The organism is Nocardia sp. NPDC057272 (assembly GCF_042668615.1).
Taxonomy (GTDB): Bacteria; Actinomycetota; Actinomycetes; order Mycobacteriales; family Mycobacteriaceae; genus Nocardia.
The window spans coordinates 21,841-36,296 of record NZ_JBHUYK010000011.1; the positions used below are offsets into that span (position 1 = coordinate 21,841).

Annotated in this window: 14 protein-coding genes; 11 read left to right on the forward strand and 3 right to left on the reverse strand. The window is 68.9% G+C overall.

The window, feature by feature from the left end; translation table 11 throughout:
- Positions 1-97: 97 nt before the first annotated feature.
- Together ACFULV_RS16980 and ACFULV_RS16985 are read left to right on the forward strand one after the other, a co-directional pair.
- Positions 98-1,513, forward strand: coding sequence for an amino acid permease (locus ACFULV_RS16980; protein ID WP_378657587.1), 1,416 nt, complete (start codon positions 98-100; stop codon positions 1,511-1,513).
- A gap of 127 nt (positions 1,514-1,640) precedes the next feature.
- Entirely contained in the window at positions 1,641-2,645 is a 1,005-nt protein-coding gene (locus tag ACFULV_RS16985) for a hypothetical protein (protein WP_378657589.1), read from the forward strand.
- A gap of 96 nt (positions 2,646-2,741) precedes the next feature.
- On the opposite strand, the gene ACFULV_RS16990 is transcribed toward ACFULV_RS16985, so the two are convergent.
- On the reverse strand, positions 2,742-3,548 hold the full coding sequence (locus ACFULV_RS16990; RefSeq protein ID WP_378657592.1) for a class I SAM-dependent methyltransferase: 807 nt from the start codon (positions 3,546-3,548) through the stop codon (positions 2,742-2,744).
- Between the two features lie 84 nt (positions 3,549-3,632).
- Here ACFULV_RS16990 and ACFULV_RS16995 point away from each other — a divergent pair, with 84 nt between their 5' ends.
- Positions 3,633-4,271, forward strand: coding sequence for a hypothetical protein (locus tag ACFULV_RS16995; protein WP_378657595.1), 639 nt, complete (start codon positions 3,633-3,635; stop codon positions 4,269-4,271).
- Positions 4,272-4,372: 101 nt separating this feature from the next.
- Here ACFULV_RS16995 and ACFULV_RS17000 read toward each other — a convergent pair whose 3' ends face one another.
- Both ACFULV_RS17000 and ACFULV_RS17005 read right to left on the reverse strand, forming a co-directional pair.
- Complete coding sequence (locus tag ACFULV_RS17000; RefSeq protein WP_378657596.1) at positions 4,373-5,800, reverse strand: MDR family MFS transporter; 1,428 nt, start codon at positions 5,798-5,800, stop codon at positions 4,373-4,375.
- A gap of 112 nt (positions 5,801-5,912) precedes the next feature.
- The gene (locus tag ACFULV_RS17005) at positions 5,913-6,659 is read right to left on the reverse strand and encodes an IclR family transcriptional regulator (protein WP_378657598.1); all 747 of its coding nucleotides are present in this window, start codon (positions 6,657-6,659) and stop codon (positions 5,913-5,915) included.
- Positions 6,660-6,871: 212 nt separating this feature from the next.
- Between ACFULV_RS17005 and ACFULV_RS17010 the strand changes: the two genes are divergently transcribed.
- Genes ACFULV_RS17010 through ACFULV_RS17045 form a run of 8 tightly spaced genes read left to right on the forward strand, consistent with a single transcriptional unit; the run spans position 6,872 to position 14,450 of the window.
- On the forward strand, positions 6,872-7,909 hold the full coding sequence (locus ACFULV_RS17010; RefSeq protein ID WP_378657601.1) for an NrtA/SsuA/CpmA family ABC transporter substrate-binding protein: 1,038 nt from the start codon (positions 6,872-6,874) through the stop codon (positions 7,907-7,909).
- Position 7,910: 1 nt separating this feature from the next.
- A complete protein-coding gene (locus ACFULV_RS17015; RefSeq protein ID WP_378631083.1) occupies positions 7,911-8,726 on the forward strand; it encodes an ABC transporter permease in 816 nt (271 codons plus the stop codon).
- Complete coding sequence (locus ACFULV_RS17020) at positions 8,723-9,487, forward strand: ABC transporter ATP-binding protein (protein WP_378657604.1); 765 nt, start codon at positions 8,723-8,725, stop codon at positions 9,485-9,487. The genes ACFULV_RS17015 and ACFULV_RS17020 overlap by 4 nt, the downstream gene beginning before the upstream one ends.
- Positions 9,484-10,509, forward strand: coding sequence for an ABC transporter substrate-binding protein (locus tag ACFULV_RS17025; protein WP_378657607.1), 1,026 nt, complete (start codon positions 9,484-9,486; stop codon positions 10,507-10,509). The genes ACFULV_RS17020 and ACFULV_RS17025 overlap by 4 nt, the downstream gene beginning before the upstream one ends.
- Entirely contained in the window at positions 10,506-11,606 is a 1,101-nt protein-coding gene (locus ACFULV_RS17030; protein WP_378657609.1) for an LLM class flavin-dependent oxidoreductase, read from the forward strand. Before ACFULV_RS17025 ends, ACFULV_RS17030 begins: the two co-directional genes overlap by 4 nt.
- On the forward strand, positions 11,603-12,772 hold the full coding sequence (locus tag ACFULV_RS17035; RefSeq protein ID WP_378657612.1) for an LLM class flavin-dependent oxidoreductase: 1,170 nt from the start codon (positions 11,603-11,605) through the stop codon (positions 12,770-12,772). Before ACFULV_RS17030 ends, ACFULV_RS17035 begins: the two co-directional genes overlap by 4 nt.
- Positions 12,773-12,786: 14 nt before the next feature.
- Positions 12,787-13,506, forward strand: a complete 720-nt coding sequence (locus ACFULV_RS17040) for a class II aldolase/adducin family protein (RefSeq protein WP_378657615.1) — start codon at positions 12,787-12,789, stop codon at positions 13,504-13,506.
- On the forward strand, positions 13,503-14,450 hold the full coding sequence (locus ACFULV_RS17045) for an ABC transporter substrate-binding protein (RefSeq protein WP_378657617.1): 948 nt from the start codon (positions 13,503-13,505) through the stop codon (positions 14,448-14,450). Before ACFULV_RS17040 ends, ACFULV_RS17045 begins: the two co-directional genes overlap by 4 nt.
- Positions 14,451-14,456 lie beyond the last annotated feature (6 nt).

A 14,456-nucleotide genomic window follows, 5' to 3' on the forward strand; every position in this document is an offset into this window, starting at 1 on the left:
GACTGCCGGTATTTCCGCGCACCGGTGGTGGTGACACCGGCCACGGTTGCGGGGCGGTAGCGTGCACGACTGATCGACGCGACGGAAGGACTGCTCCATGTCAGCCGATGGCTCCGGCCTATCCACCGACGCCCCCGTGGCGTCCGCCCCTGCGGCCGAATCGGAGGGGTACGAACGCGGCCTGAACCCGCGCACCATCCAGATGATCGCCATCGGCGGTGCGATCGGCACCGGCCTGTTCTACGGCTCCGGCGCGGCGATCGAACAGGCGGGTCCGTCGCTGATCCTGGCCTATCTCGCCGCCGGGCTGGCGATCTTCGTCATCATGCGCGCGCTCGGCGAGCTGCTGACCTACCGCCCGGTCTCGGGCAGTTTCGCCGAATACGCGCACGAGTTCCTCGGCCGGTTCGCCGGGTTCGCGACCGGCTGGTCGTACTGGGCGGTGTGGGTGTCGACCTGTATGGCCGAGATCACCGTGGCCGGCCACTACGTCCAGTACTGGTTCGATATCCCGCAGTGGGTGACCGCGCTGGTCGTGCTCGCGGTGCTGTTCACCGCGAACCTGATCTCGGTGCGATTCTTCGGTGAGGGCGAGTTCTGGTTCTCGGCGATCAAGGTGACCGCGATCCTGGCGATGATCTTGATCGGTATCGGCGTGCTGGTGTTCGGCTTCGGCCACGCCGCCGATCCCACGGTGACCAACCTGTGGGCCGACGGTGGCATGTTCCCGCACGGGTTCGGTCAGACCCTGCTGGTGCTGCAGATCGTCGTGTTCGCCTACGTCGGTGTCGAACTGGTCGGCGTGACAGCGGGAGAAGCCCGCGACCCCAAGACCACGCTGCGCAAGGCGATCAACACCCTGCCGTTCCGGATCGGTCTGTTCTACGTCGGTGCGCTCGTGGTGATCATGTCGGTGGCGAGCTGGCGCAGCTTCCACGCCGGGCGCAGCCCGTTCGTCGAGGTCTTCGAGCAGATCGGCATCCCCGCCGCAGCGGGCATCATCAACTTCGTGCTGCTCACCGCCGCACTCTCATCGTGTAATTCGGGCATCTACTCCACCGGCCGGATGCTGCGCAGCCTCGCGTTGCGTGACGAAGCGCCCGCGAAGTTCGCGATCTTGAGCAAGCAGGCGGTGCCGTTCCCCGGCATCTGCGCCTCGGCGGGCGCGATGGTCATCGGGGTGGTCGTCAACGCGATCTCGCCGGACAAGGCCTTCACCTACATCACCTCGGTGAGTACCGTCGGCATCATCGTCGTGTGGAGCGTGATCCTGGTGTGCCACATCAAGTATCGCGCCAAGGTTCGGGCCGGCGAGTTGCCCGGCAGCGACTACCGGCTGCCCGGCGCTCCTGTCACCACATGGGCCGCACTGGGTTTCCTCGGGTTGGTCGTGGTGCTGTTGCTGTGGACCGATGGCGGGCGCACCGCGCTGGTCGTCGGTGCGGTCTGGGCGGCGCTGGTTTGCGCGGGCTACTACGCCTTCGGCCGTCGCGACGCGGTGCACACCGGATAGCTCCGTTTGCTGGAAAGCCGCTGGCAGAGAGCCGTTTTCTGTCGTACCCCCTCGGTATCGTCGAAGTGTCACACAACCAGCCCGGACGCGAGTGTGGCCGGGCGGTGCGAGAACGGGGGCACACGAGATGAGTGACGAGAACCGCGGCGATCTGCGGCCGCCACGCCAGCACGGAACCACCTGGCGGGAATCGGAATACCGGATACTGGCCGACGATCTGCGTGCGGGCGCCGATCTGGCCCGCACGGCGATCACAGTCGGGCGTACCGAATCGGCGGTGCGCGCCGCGCTGCGCAACTTCGTGCCGCCGGAGGAACGGGTACCGACCGCCGAACGGGAGCGCTGGATCCGCACACGCCTTGTCGCCGAACCGGAATGGGACTGGTGGGCGGTGGTGATCGACCATCACCGCCGCTCCCGCAGCGGCCTGTGGTTCACCCGCCACGAGCACTGCGCCCGCATCGGCTGGCGCAGGCGCACCCCCATGCCCGCGCTGGCCCAGGAACTGGCCACCTCGGAACTGTCGGTCGCCGAACTGCTGCGTGCGCTGGGGCTGGTCGAGAGCATCGAGGAGGCCGCCGACCGACTCGGCGCCACGCCGGGCCTCGCCCTGGCCAAACGGGTCACCGCCCGCCGCGACGAAGCCGTCGGCGCCCGCTGGATCCTGGTCGTCGACGGCGCCGCGGGCACCACCCGGCCCCGCAACGCTCCGGTCCGGCGCCAGCTGTCCCTGCACGAGACTCGCGCCGACGCGGAAGCCGAACGCGACCGGATCCTGTCCTGGCACACCCGAATCGGCCCGGAAGATCCCGACTCACCCGTCTGGTGGACCATCGCCGAACGTGGCCTCGGTGCAACAGTCGGCCACACCCGTTGCGGCACGCACGATCCCACCGCGACCGGTGGCCGAATCCGCGCCGAAGCTCTGACAGTCGGCGACATCATCCGCGTCCCGGTCCCCGACGGCGGCTTCCTCCAGGACCGCATCACCGCGATCACCGAACCCGCCGCGGGCGCGTCGATCGTCGTGGACTTGGCGCCGGTCGCCAACTCCCGCGTGCGTCGCGTCGTCGAATTCGCCTCCGATGAAATCGTCGACGTGGTGCGCAGATCGGAGGAACGCTCGGCATAGCGGGCGCGACAGCCGAGTCCGGTCATGGCGGCGGCGAACCTCGGCACGGTGAAACCCGCGGTCCGGCGCGGGTTCATTCGTGTCCGTGATCGGCGCTCACCGGGGTGAATTCGGGCCCAGGACCGTGCGGATCACCTCGGTGCGCAGCGGGAAATCGAACTCGCCGTCGGCGGTCTCCGGTGTCGCACGCAGGTAGTCGAGGATCCGGCCGAGCACTTCGGCTCGTTCGTGCGCGGAGATGACCACGGTGTGTGAATTGGTGCCGATGGACGCGGTCAGCGATTCGGCGGTCCGCCGCTGGCTGTGCGCGAACTCGGCGTACTCGAACGGCTCGAACAGCGGATGCGCGGGCAGCGCGTCATCGGACGACGACGGCGGAAACGAGGCCGACGAGCGCGAGACGTCCCGCAGCCCCGCGACCCAGTCGACCTTGTTGTCGTCGTTGTTCCAGATCGCGGCGAACACCCCCTCCGCACGCAGCACCCGCGCGATCTCGGGAAAGGCCAGCGCCTGATCGAACCAGTGGAACGCCTGCCCGGCGAGCACCGCGTCCACCGACCCGTCGGCCAGCGGAATCGCCTCCGCCGCCCCGGACAGCGCCGTCACGCCGGGATAGAGGCGAACGAGTTCAGCTCTCATCGCCTCATCGGGTTCCACCGCGATCACCTCGACCCCCGCAGCGAGTAAGCCTCCGGTGAGCTTGCCCGTCCCCGCCCCCAAATCCAGAACGACAACCCCATCCCGTTCCGCGACGGCCTCCAGCGCCCACCGAATCCCCGCCTCCGGATAGTCCGGCCGATGCTCGGCGTAGACGGCTGCCTGCGCGCCGAACGAGCCCGCTCGTCGCTTCCGGCGCTGGACTTCGTCCGCGGTCCTGTCCTCGGAATTGCCGATTCCCACCATGGTAGGAAGCTACCTACCGCCGTGGCGCCGCGGAATGGTCGCGCGGGTGGTGAATTTTATTGGGGTGCAGAGAGAATGGCCACCATGGATTGGACCAATGTGGCGGTTGCCTCGATCACGGTTGTCGGCACGCTCGGGGGCGGCATCGTGACGCAGGCTTTCGCGATTCGTAGCAAGCGAATCGATGCGAAGGTGCAGCGCGACAACCGGGCGGAGGAACTGCGGGAACTCGCCCGGAAAGAGGCCACCGACGAGAAGCGCGCGGTCTACGCGGATCTCAACACCACGGCGCATTCCTGTCGAACGGCTATCCGGCACTATCTCGACGAGAAGAGCGGCGGGCGCACTCCTGATCTCGTCAGGTTCGAGGAAGCGCGGGAAGCGTTGCGCGTCAGCTATTCCCGTGCGCAGATGGTGGTGTCCGATCGAGCGCTCGATTTCGCGTCCGAGGTGAATCGTTGCCTCGACATCGCCCATCGCACAGCGCTCGAGCTGGACGAGGACGACGCTGCGGAGGTCGCGGCACTCTATCGCTTTCTGGACGACTCAGTGGGCTTCGGCGTCCGCCTGCTGCGTCGTGCGATCCGAGAGGATCTCGGGATCGAACCCGGGGCCGATGCCGATCTCGGCAGCCGTCTCGTCTCTCTGCGGGGCATGCGCCACGAGTTCGTCGGGCGGGAAAGGCCCGACGTGCCTGCGCAGCAGCTCGACGACCTAGGTTGAGGTTCGCCGACCGACGCTGGTCGCGACACACAGACCGCCTCGATGGCTGCGGATGACGCGCCGCCGCAAAGGGATGGTCGTGGCCGACATCGCGCAGTGGATCACGGCGCGCTGATCGTCGCGGCGCCGTGGCTGCGGCCCGGCATGGTCGCTGCGGCGATGAGCATGACGACAGCCATGGCGAGCATCGCGACGAAGACCAGGTGGATGCCGTGGGCGAGTTCGCCGGGTGTGGGGTGGTCGGGGTTGTGGATGCCGGCGTTGACGATGGCGCCGAACAGCGCGACGCCCAGTGCGCTGCCGAGGGAGCGAGCGAACATGTTGGCGGAGGTGACCACGCCGCGTTCGTGCCATTCGGCGCTGGCCTGGGCGGCGATGAGGGTGGGGGAGGCGACCAGGCCCATGCCGCAGCCGATCAGGAAGCACGAGGCCGCGATCTGCCATGCGCTCGACTGCGGGCCGACGAGCAGCGTGGTCGCGCAGCCGAGCGCGGCGATCGTGCTGCCCACGACGCCGCTGATGCGGAATCCCCAGCGCAGGTACAGCCTGCCGGACAGGGTCGCGGCGAGCGGCCAGCCGAGCGTGAGCCCACCCACGGTGAGCCCTGCCACCAGCGCGGTGGTCCCGAGCACGCCCTGGGCGAAAGTCGGCACGTACGAGGTCAATCCGAGGATGACGGCACCGACCAGCAGGGAGACCGTGCTGCTCGCGATCACCACGCGCCGGGTGAAGATCCACAGCGGCAGAATCGGATTCGCCGTCCGCAGCTCGACGACCGCGAACAGCGCCAGCACCGCCATGCTGCCCACGAACAGGGTGAGCGAGACCTGCGAGGTCCACTCCCAGGCCTGACCGCCCTCGAGCAGGGCGAGGATCAAGGCACCCGCACCGACGGTGAGCAGGATCGCGCCGAGGTAGTCGATGCGCTGGGTGCGGCGCACCGCCGATTCGGTGAAGTGGCGCACCAACATCCAGGCCGCGACCGCGCACAGCGGAAGGTTGATCAGGAAGATCCACCGCCAGCTCAGATGGTCGGCGAACAAGCCGCCCAGCAGCGGGCCGAGCACGGCCGAACTCGCCCACACCCCGGCCAGGTACCCCTGGACCTTGGCGCGTTCGGCCAGCGTGTACAGGTCACCGGCGATCACCATCGTCATCGGCTGGATCGCGCCCGCTCCGATGCCCTGGATCGCCCGGAAGGCGATGAGCGCCACCATGCTCGTGGCCAGCCCGCACAGCAGTGACCCCACCGCGAACGCCGCGATCCCGAACAGGATCACCGGCTTGCGCCCGACCATGTCGGCGAGCTTGCCGTAGATCGGCACCGTCACGGCCTGCGCGAGAAGGTAGATGGAGAACAGCCACGGGAACATCGCGAACCCGCCGAGAGTGTCGGTGATGGTGAGCACCGCTGTGGCGATGATGGTCGAGTCGAGGGCCACCAGCCCGGTGGAGAGCATGAGCGAGGCCAGGATCGGACCTCGTTCGGATCGCAGACCGACAGCCGGGCTCACGGTATCGGTAGCCACCGAGGTCCTTTCGTTGCATCGACTAACCACTCGGGTTCACGGTATCGGGGGCGCGACGGTTTCCGCGCGGCATTTTCCGAGGGTGTGACGCGATCGGTGTCGGGGGAAGTCGTCAGTCGGCGGCGAATCGCGCCGCGATATCGGCCGCGGTGACCTTGGCCAGTTCCACGAAGAACGGCACCCGCTCGTCGATCATCAGCGTCGCGGGTCCGCGCATGCCGAGGGCGAAGCGGCAGCGCCCCTGTGGATCCAGGATCGGCAGGCCGATGGTGCGAAATCCTGGATCCAGTTCGCGATCGTTGAACGCGTAGCCGCGCTCGCGCGTGGTGATCAGTTCCGCGCGCAGTTCCTCGGGGCTCGACACCGAACGCTCGGTGCCCTCTTCGTAAGGCAGCGAACGCAATTCGTCATCGCTGGCATCCGACCAGGCCAGCAACGCTTTGCCGAGTGCGCTGGCGTGCAACGGCAGTCGCACGCCCTGGAGCCTGTGTCCGTCGCTCTCGCGCCACCGGCTGGTCCCGAGCAGCACGGCGTGGATGCCGTGGCGGGTGGCCACCGACCCGGTCGCTCCGGTGGTGGCGGCCAGTTGCTCGAGGTAGGGCTCGGCAAGGTAGATCCGGTGTTGGCGATAGGCGATCTGACCGTATTCGGCCAGCGCGCCACCCATGCGGTAGCGACTGGACTCGGCGTCCTTCTCCAGGAACCCGGCCTGCACGAGCGCACCGAGCAGACGGTGGGTGGTGCTGACCGCCAAGCCCTGGGCGCGGGCGACTTCCGAGACTCCACGCTCCTCGCCGCCGCGGAAGCAGTCGAGTACCGAGAGGGCCCTGGTCACGGTCTGCACGCTGGAGGTCTCCACAGAGCCGACGGTAACACAGGTGTTCGACCGCTCGACCTCCCAAATTTCCGCTATGTGGAAAACAAGCGCCCGCGAACCCCGATCACTCGCCATAGAACGACAAGTCCACCGCTGTCAAGCTTTCCGATCCGTGGAAAGGCATACCTCGTTCGAGACCACACCCGCTCCTACGCTGCGAAGGCATCAACCCCCAGCCCCGAACAGGAGCCCCGATGTCCCGCAGGCTGCCGGCCTTCTCGCGGATCGCCCTCGCGATCGTCCCCGTCGTAGCCCTCGTCGCGGCGTGTGGCTCCGACTCCACGCCGGAACAGGGAGCGCAAGCCTCGTTCGTTCTCAAGGTCACCGATCCGGGCAACAGCGGCCCGCTCGCGGTCGGCAAGCGCGACGGCACCTTCGACGCCGCACTCGCCCCGCTGGGCGCCAAGATCGAATGGGTCAGCACCACACCGGGTTTCAGCTCCATGCTGAAGCTGTTCAACACCAGCGAACTCGATGTCTCCGGCGCCGCGTTCAGCCCCGTCGTCGGCGCGCTGTCCAAGGACGTCGGCGTGAAGATCGTCGCCGTGGCCGACCCGGCGGGTCAGGATCAGAGCGGCATCGTGGTGACCCCGGAGTCGGGCGTGACCACCGTGGCGGGCCTGGTGGGCAAGCGGATCGCGGTGAATCCCGCGGGCAAGGGCGAGTACATCACGCTCAAAGCGCTCGCCCAGGCGGGCATTCCGGCCGACAAGGTGACCCGGGTGCCCCTGCAGCAGAAGGACGCCGCTTCGGCCTTCGCGACCGGCAAGGTCGACGCGTGGGCCTCGTTCCTGGTGCCCTACCAGGAGGCCAAGGCCGCGGGCGCCAAGGAGATCGCCACCGAGAAGTCCGTCGGCTCCAAGGACAACACCGTGGTGGTGTTCCGCACCGAGGTCCTCGACAAACGCCCCGATATCGCCGCGAAGTACCTGGAAGTACTGCAGGGACTCACCGCGAAGCAGAAGGCGGCGCCCGCCGACTTCGAGAACGTCTTCGAGAAGTCCGGCCCGCGTGCGCTGACCGGTGACCGGCTCGCCGACGCGGTCCGGGTCGGCGGTGAGGTCACCGTGCCCCGCCTGCCCGCCGAATCCGATGCCGTCGACCTGGCCGACGTGGTGAACACCTTCGCCGACAACGGCGTCATCTCCCGCCGGATCACCGCCGCCGACATCTTCTACGACCTGAAATCCAAGCTCACCCCGGACCAGCTCGCCGCGCTGAAGGGCAAGTGAGATGAGCACCCTCGCCTTGGCCCCACCCCGGGCGCGCGTCGCCCGGCAGCGGCCGCGATGGTTGTCACTCGGCCTGCGCGCCGTTCTGCCCGCCGCGATCGTGCTGGTCTGGTGGGTCGGGTCGGCGAGCGGCGCGATCTCGCCGCGGGTGATCGCGGGTCCCGGCGCGGTCTGGTCGGCGTTCGTCGAACTGTTCGACAGCGGCCGGCTGGTGGATTTCGCGCTCGCCTCGTTCGGGCGCGCGGCGGCCGGTGTGGCGATCGGCGTCGCGGTCGGGCTGGTGCTCGGCCTGCTGTCGGGATTGTCCAGCCTCGGGGAGGAACTGGTCGATTCGACCATGCAGATCGTGCGGGCGGTGCCGTTCCTGGCGCTGGTTCCGCTGTTCATCGCCTGGTTCGGGATCGACGAGCTGTACAAGATCCTGCTCATCGCGGTGGCGACGACGGCGCCGATGTACGCCTACACCTATCTCGGCGTGCGCAATGTCGACCGCAAGATGGTCGAGGCGGCACGCAGTTTCGGGCTCACCGGCACCCGGCTGGTGGTCGAGGTGATCGTGCCCGCCGCGCTGCCCGGGATTCTGATGGCGCTGCGGGTGTGCCTGTCGATCAGCATCACCGCGCTCATCGCCGCCGAGCAGGTCGGTACCCAGCAGGGCGTCGGCTACCTGGTGACCCTCGCTCAGGAATACAACCGCACCGACTACATGGTGCTGTGCGTCGTGCTCTACGCGCTGCTCGGTCTGGTGTTCGACGCACTCGTGCGGCTCGCGGAACGCTACGCGATGCCATGGCGGAAGCAGGTGGCGATCCGATGACGACGACAACAGCCGCGCCGGTCCCAGTCGAGACCGAAGCCCCCGCCCCGGTCGCGGTATCGATCACCGGTCTGCGTAAGGCGTTCGGCGAGAAGACAGTTCTCGACGGAGTCGACCTGACCATCCGCCGCGGCGAGTTCGTGGTGCTGCTCGGCCCGAGCGGCACCGGCAAGACCACCCTGCTGCGTCTGCTCACCGGGCTCGAAACCCCCGATGCCGGTGAGGTATTGGTGCCTGCCCGACGCACGACGGTCTATCAGGAGCCCCGCCTGATCCCGTCGAAGCGGGTACTGGCCAACGTCATCGTCGGCCTGCGGCGCGGTAAGCCGCAACGCGAAGCCGGTCTGCGCGCACTGAACGAAGTCCACCTCGACGGCAAAGCGGGCCAGTGGCCCGCCACCCTGTCCGGCGGTGAAGCCCAGCGCGCCGCACTGGCCAGGGCGCTGGTGCGCGAACCGGAACTGCTGCTGCTCGACGAACCGTTCGCGGCACTGGACGCCCTCACCCGGCTCCAGATGCAGGACCTGGTCGGCGATCTCGTCGCCCGGCACCGGCCCGCCGTCCTCATGGTCACCCACGACGTCGACGAGGCGATCCGCCTCGCTGATCGGGTGATCATCCTCGACCACGGCCGTTTCGCCGTCGACGAGGTCATCGATCTACCCCACCCGCGCGATCACGCGGCACCCGAAACCCTCGGGTACCGCACGCAATTCCTCGCCCAGCTCGGCGTCGGACCACACACCAGGAGCCTGTCATGACCGAAACCCTGTGGTACACCCGCTGCCCCGTGCCGACCGCGAGCGGTCTCGCGCACAGCCTCGGCTGGCTCGGCGAGACCGCCGCGAGCGCCGGCCTCGAATTCGGCGTTCTCCAGGACGCGGGCCCCGAGCTCGCCGGCCACCACTTCTCCCACGACCTGTCCGGTCTGATCCGGGAGGGTGGCAATGTGCCCGCCCTGGCCGCTCGCGCGCAGGGTTCACCCACCCGCCTGATCGGGCTCACCTGGATCGACGAGTCCCAGGCGATCCTGGTCGGCCCCGATTCGCCGGTCACCGACGCGGCGGGCCTGGCCGGTCTGCGCATCGGCGTCCCCGCATGGGCCCAGGACCAGGCACGCAGCTTCCCGCGCGCGATGGCACTGCACGGCTTCGCCAACGCGCTGCGCCCCGCCGGGCTGACCCTGGCCGATGTCCGGGTCGTCGAGCTCGATGTCGAGCGGGATCCGCAGGTGCGCACCGCGATCCAGAGCGCACGGCGCTCGACGACGTGGGGTGTGGAGGAACTCCTCGACGGCAAGGTCGACGCCATCTACGTCAAGGGCGCCCGCGCCCAGGAAGTCGCCGAGGAGAACGGGCTGCGCGTCGCGGTCGATCTCGACGCCTCGGCCACCAAGCACCTGCGGGTCAACAACGGCACTCCGCGCCCGATCACCGTGCACGCGGACCTGCTGGAATCCCGGCCCGAGGTCGTCGTCGGCTTCCTCGCGCAGAGCCTGCGCGCCGCCGACTGGGCCGCCGGTGATCTCGACGGAGTCCGCGCGGTGCTGCAGCGCGAAACGCTGTCCGGTCCCGACGGTGTCGCCGCGGCCTACGGTGACGAGTTCCATCGCGGCCTGCATCCCTCGCTCACCGGCGAACGCGTCGAACTGCTCGGCGTACAGAAGCAGTTCCTCTACACCCACGGGTTCCTGGCCGCCGATTTCGATCTCGAATCCTGGGTGGCCCCTGAGCCGTTGGCTCGCGCGCGAGAACTCGTCGCCGCCGAGCGGGTGCCCGCATGACCGAGTTCGTGTGGCGGCTGCCCAGCCGCGGCGACGGTCGGCGCGCCGACCCGGCTCTGCGCGGTCGCGGCGGCTTCGGCCTGCCGACACCTCCCCTCGAGACCACCGATGTACGTCCGGGTCGCTTCGGTCCGTTCGACGATCTCGCCCAGATCGTCGATGCCGCCGAACTGAACGGATTCGACGGTGTGCTCGCGCCCTACGACCCGCTCGGCGAGGAATCCTGGATCGTGGCGGCCGCCGCCCTGCGCGCCACCCGCTATACCCGGGTGACGGTCGAATTCCAGCCCGCCTTCGGCACACCGGTGTACGCGGCCAAGGTGTCGGCGACCCTGCAGCGGCACTCGGCGGGCCGATTGAACTGGCGGTTGGCTGTCGACACCGACGCCGCCGAGGCCCGCTCGCGCGGCGATCGCGTCACCGGCGACGAGCGCTACGACCGCGCCGCGGAATTCCTCACCGTCGCGCGCGGTGTCTGGAACGAGAGCGAGATCAGCGCAGCGGGATTCGCGGGCACCGGGTTCGACTACGCGGGCCGGTACTACGACGTCATCGACGGGGGATTTCGCGGCATCCTGTCCGGTCTGCCGTTCCCGGCCGTCCACCTGAGCGGTACGTCGCCCGCCGCGCTGGCATTGTCGGCCGCGCACGGCGACGTCCACCTCTTCGCCGAGCAGGCCGGCGGAATATCCTCCGCCGTCACCGAACTGGGGGAGCGGGCCGCTGCGGCAGGGCGCCGGGTCCGGGTCGGTCTCGAGTTGCCGATCATCGCCAGGGAGACCGAGGACGAAGCCTGGGCCAGGGTCCACCGCCAGTGGGCCGAATTGGACCGTCCCGACGCCGCGACCGAACACGCGCTCGGCGACGGCCGGTGGGCGGGCTTCGACGCCCTCGGCTACGACCAGCGCATCGGCTTGGTGGGCAGTTACGAGCAGGTGGCACAGCAACTCTCGGCCTACGAGGCAGCAGGGGTGCAGACCTTCGTGCTGTCGGGCCACCCCAACATCGAGGAAATCCACCGCGCGGGCGAACACCTGCTGTTCCTCGCCGACCCGGCAGGCCGCACCCTCCCCACCGCGCAGGAGCTCACCGCATGACCATCGACGTCTACTGGCGCATCGGCATGGAAGGCGACCACGCCTCCCTGCGCACCCCGCGCCGCTACAACCGGGGCAACGCGGGCGGCTACGGGCCCGGAAATATCGCACCGGCCATCCGCGACGGCGCACTCGATCAGTACAGCTATCTCGACCATGTCGCCGCGGTCGCCAAGGCCTCGGAATCGGCGGGCTTCCTCGGCGGGCTGCTGCCCTCGTTCCCGGTGACCGACGACCCGTGGGCCGTGGCCGCCGCGCTCGCCGCCGAGACCACCACCTACCGCTTCATGGTGGCCTTCCAGCCCGGCTTCCTCCATCCCGTGCAGGCGGCCAGGATGTCGGCGAGTCTGCAACGCGCCACCGGCGGGCGGCTCGTCTACAACATCATCAGCGGTGGCGGCGGACCGGCCCAATTGTGGTGGGGGGACAAGGTTTCCCATGACGACCGCTACGCGCGGACGAGCGAATTCCTCGACGTGCTGCGTGGGGTCTGGGACGGCGAACCCTTCGACCACGACGGCCGCTTCTTCGGCACCGAAGGCGCCGCACTGCCACCGGGTCTGGCCGGACAGCCTTTCCCCGAGGTCTACTTCTCCGGCTCCTCGGGTGCCGCCGTCGCCGCGGCGGGCCGCCACGCCGACTACTACCTGTCCTGGCTCGAGCCCTACGCGGACCTGCGCGCCAAGTTCGACGGTGTCCGCCGCAACGCCGAAACCACCGGCCGCACACCCAAGTTCGCGGTCCGCATCGACATTGTCGCCCGCCACACCGAGGAAGCGGCCTGGGCCGAAATCGAGAAGGGTTGGGCCTTCGTCGACCGCGACGCCGCCAACCGTGCCGCCCAGGGCGACTCCGTCGGGGCGGCCCGGATCAAGGGCTGGGTGCCCGAAACCATCACCGGTTACCGCGATCTGGAAGTCCAGCCCAACGTCTGGTGCGGATTCAGCCTGATCCGCGGCGGCCCGGCCTTCGGCCTGGTCGGCAGCTACGAGCAGGTTGCCCAGCGGCTCGACGAACTGATCGACCTCGGCGTCGACGCCTTCATCCTCGCGGGCAACCCGCACCTGGAAGAGGCCTACCGGGTCGGCGAGGAAGTACTGCCACTGCTGGGCCGTTCCCGGCTCACCACCCCGTCCACCGACACCGTCCTCGCGACGGCCCGATAACGCAGGAGCCCACTTTGACTACCACCGAAACCCGTCTGCCGGAGGCCGTCACCGCCTTCGTCGATGCGGTCACCCGTGACGCGGACACCGCGTTCCGGGTATTCCGGGAGACCGGAACCGTCACCGGTAACGGCACCGTCAACTTCGTCGAGCGCGTGCCCGGCGAGGAGATCGCCGTCGCCCTGAACGAGCCGGGCCCGTGGGCCGACGACCGGACCGTCGAGCCGGTTGTCGCCACCTTCGACGGAGAAGTGCTGTCCGGCAAGGGATCTGCCGGATTCGTCACCGGATACGCCAAGGTGTTTCGCGCCCACCCCGAGATCACCTCCGTCGTCCACATCCACACTCCGTGGCTGGGCGGCTGGGCACAGACCCACCGCACCTTGCCGATCCGCTACGCCGCCTCGCAGCGACTCACCCTCTCGCGCGAGATCCCGCCGCACATCGACCGCACGATCGGCGCGGGCGATTTCATCCTCGGCCGCCTGGAGGTCGACCCGCACCTGGTCGCGATCTTCGAGGCCAACGGTGGCGCGAACGTGATCGGTCGCTCCGGTCTGCTGGAACTGGCGAAGTTCGTCGTGCTGCTCGAGGAGGGCGCGCAGTATCAGGCGATCGCCGAAACCCTCGGCGGCTCGGTAGAATTCGATCCGTCGAATCTCGCCGTGCAGTGGCAGCGCAGCGGTCTGGCCGACGAGGCCCGTCGTCTCGGCCTGATCGGAGACGCGCGATGAGTGGTATCAGGGTCGGCTACTTCCCGCACAACAATTCGCTGTTCGTCCTGCGCCATCGCGCGATCCTGGAGCGGTCGCTGCCCGAGGTCGAATGGGTCGACCTGCGTGCGCTGCCGCAGCCCGAGCGAGTCGATCCCACAACCGCGCTGCCGAGCGAACATTCGGACTGGTTGTTCACCGAGGACGGCTACGACATCATCGGCACCGGGTTCACCCCGCCGATCACCGCGCTCGCCAACCAGCGCGACATGGTCTATCTCGGCATCTCGGGCCCGCGCGTGGAGAACGGCAGGCTGGTCGCGACCGCGGCGAGTGGCATCACCTCCGCCGCGGATCTGCAAGGCAAGCGGGTCGGCATCGCGCACGGCTCGTGGCAGACCACCCTGTTGCTGTTCGCCCTCGACCAGGCCGGTCTCAGCTGGGCCGACGTCGAACCGGTCGATGTCGACGTGCGCGAGGGCGGCGCGGCGCTGCTGGCCGGTGAACTCGACGCCTGGGTCGGTACCTACCCCGGTCTTCAGGACGTGGAGGCGGCCACCGAGCTCGCCACGCTGGTCGACACCGCCTCGGTCTTCAGCCACCCGTCGCTGTGGTTCACCCGTCGCGACCTGGCCGAAAGCAACCGCGCCGCAGTGGAAGCGGTGCTGGCCGCGCTGCAGGAGTCCGACGCCTGGATCGCCGCCAACCCCCGCGAGGCGGCCCAGTACTTCGTCGACGACGCACAGGCACGCGGCATCCCCGCCGACCTGGATGCCTGGGAAGCGGCACTGCGTGGCCGTCCGTTCGGCGTGCACCCGGTGAGCGAGGACTTCCTCGACGAACAGCAACGCGCCGCCGACCTCCTCGCGGCCAACGGGCTGCTCCCGCGCACGATCGACGTGCGGTCCGCGGTGCTGCCGTGGATCGGTGAGGTGATCAGCGAACAGTCCGCGGCCACCGTCTGAGCCCGG

Coding starts and splice junctions, on each gene's coding strand:
- ACFULV_RS16980 (WP_378657587.1), top strand. CDS start 98: ATGTCAGCCGATGGCTCCGGCCTATCCACCGACGCCCCCGTGGCGTCC.
- ACFULV_RS16985 (WP_378657589.1), top strand. CDS start 1,641: ATGAGTGACGAGAACCGCGGCGATCTGCGGCCGCCACGCCAGCACGGA.
- ACFULV_RS16990 (WP_378657592.1), bottom strand. CDS start 3,548: ATGGTGGGAATCGGCAATTCCGAGGACAGGACCGCGGACGAAGTCCAG.
- ACFULV_RS16995 (WP_378657595.1), top strand. CDS start 3,633: ATGGATTGGACCAATGTGGCGGTTGCCTCGATCACGGTTGTCGGCACG.
- ACFULV_RS17010 (WP_378657601.1), top strand. CDS start 6,872: ATGTCCCGCAGGCTGCCGGCCTTCTCGCGGATCGCCCTCGCGATCGTC.
- ACFULV_RS17015 (WP_378631083.1), top strand. CDS start 7,911: ATGAGCACCCTCGCCTTGGCCCCACCCCGGGCGCGCGTCGCCCGGCAG.
- ACFULV_RS17020 (WP_378657604.1), top strand. CDS start 8,723: ATGACGACGACAACAGCCGCGCCGGTCCCAGTCGAGACCGAAGCCCCC.
- ACFULV_RS17025 (WP_378657607.1), top strand. CDS start 9,484: ATGACCGAAACCCTGTGGTACACCCGCTGCCCCGTGCCGACCGCGAGC.
- ACFULV_RS17030 (WP_378657609.1), top strand. CDS start 10,506: ATGACCGAGTTCGTGTGGCGGCTGCCCAGCCGCGGCGACGGTCGGCGC.
- ACFULV_RS17035 (WP_378657612.1), top strand. CDS start 11,603: ATGACCATCGACGTCTACTGGCGCATCGGCATGGAAGGCGACCACGCC.
- ACFULV_RS17045 (WP_378657617.1), top strand. CDS start 13,503: ATGAGTGGTATCAGGGTCGGCTACTTCCCGCACAACAATTCGCTGTTC.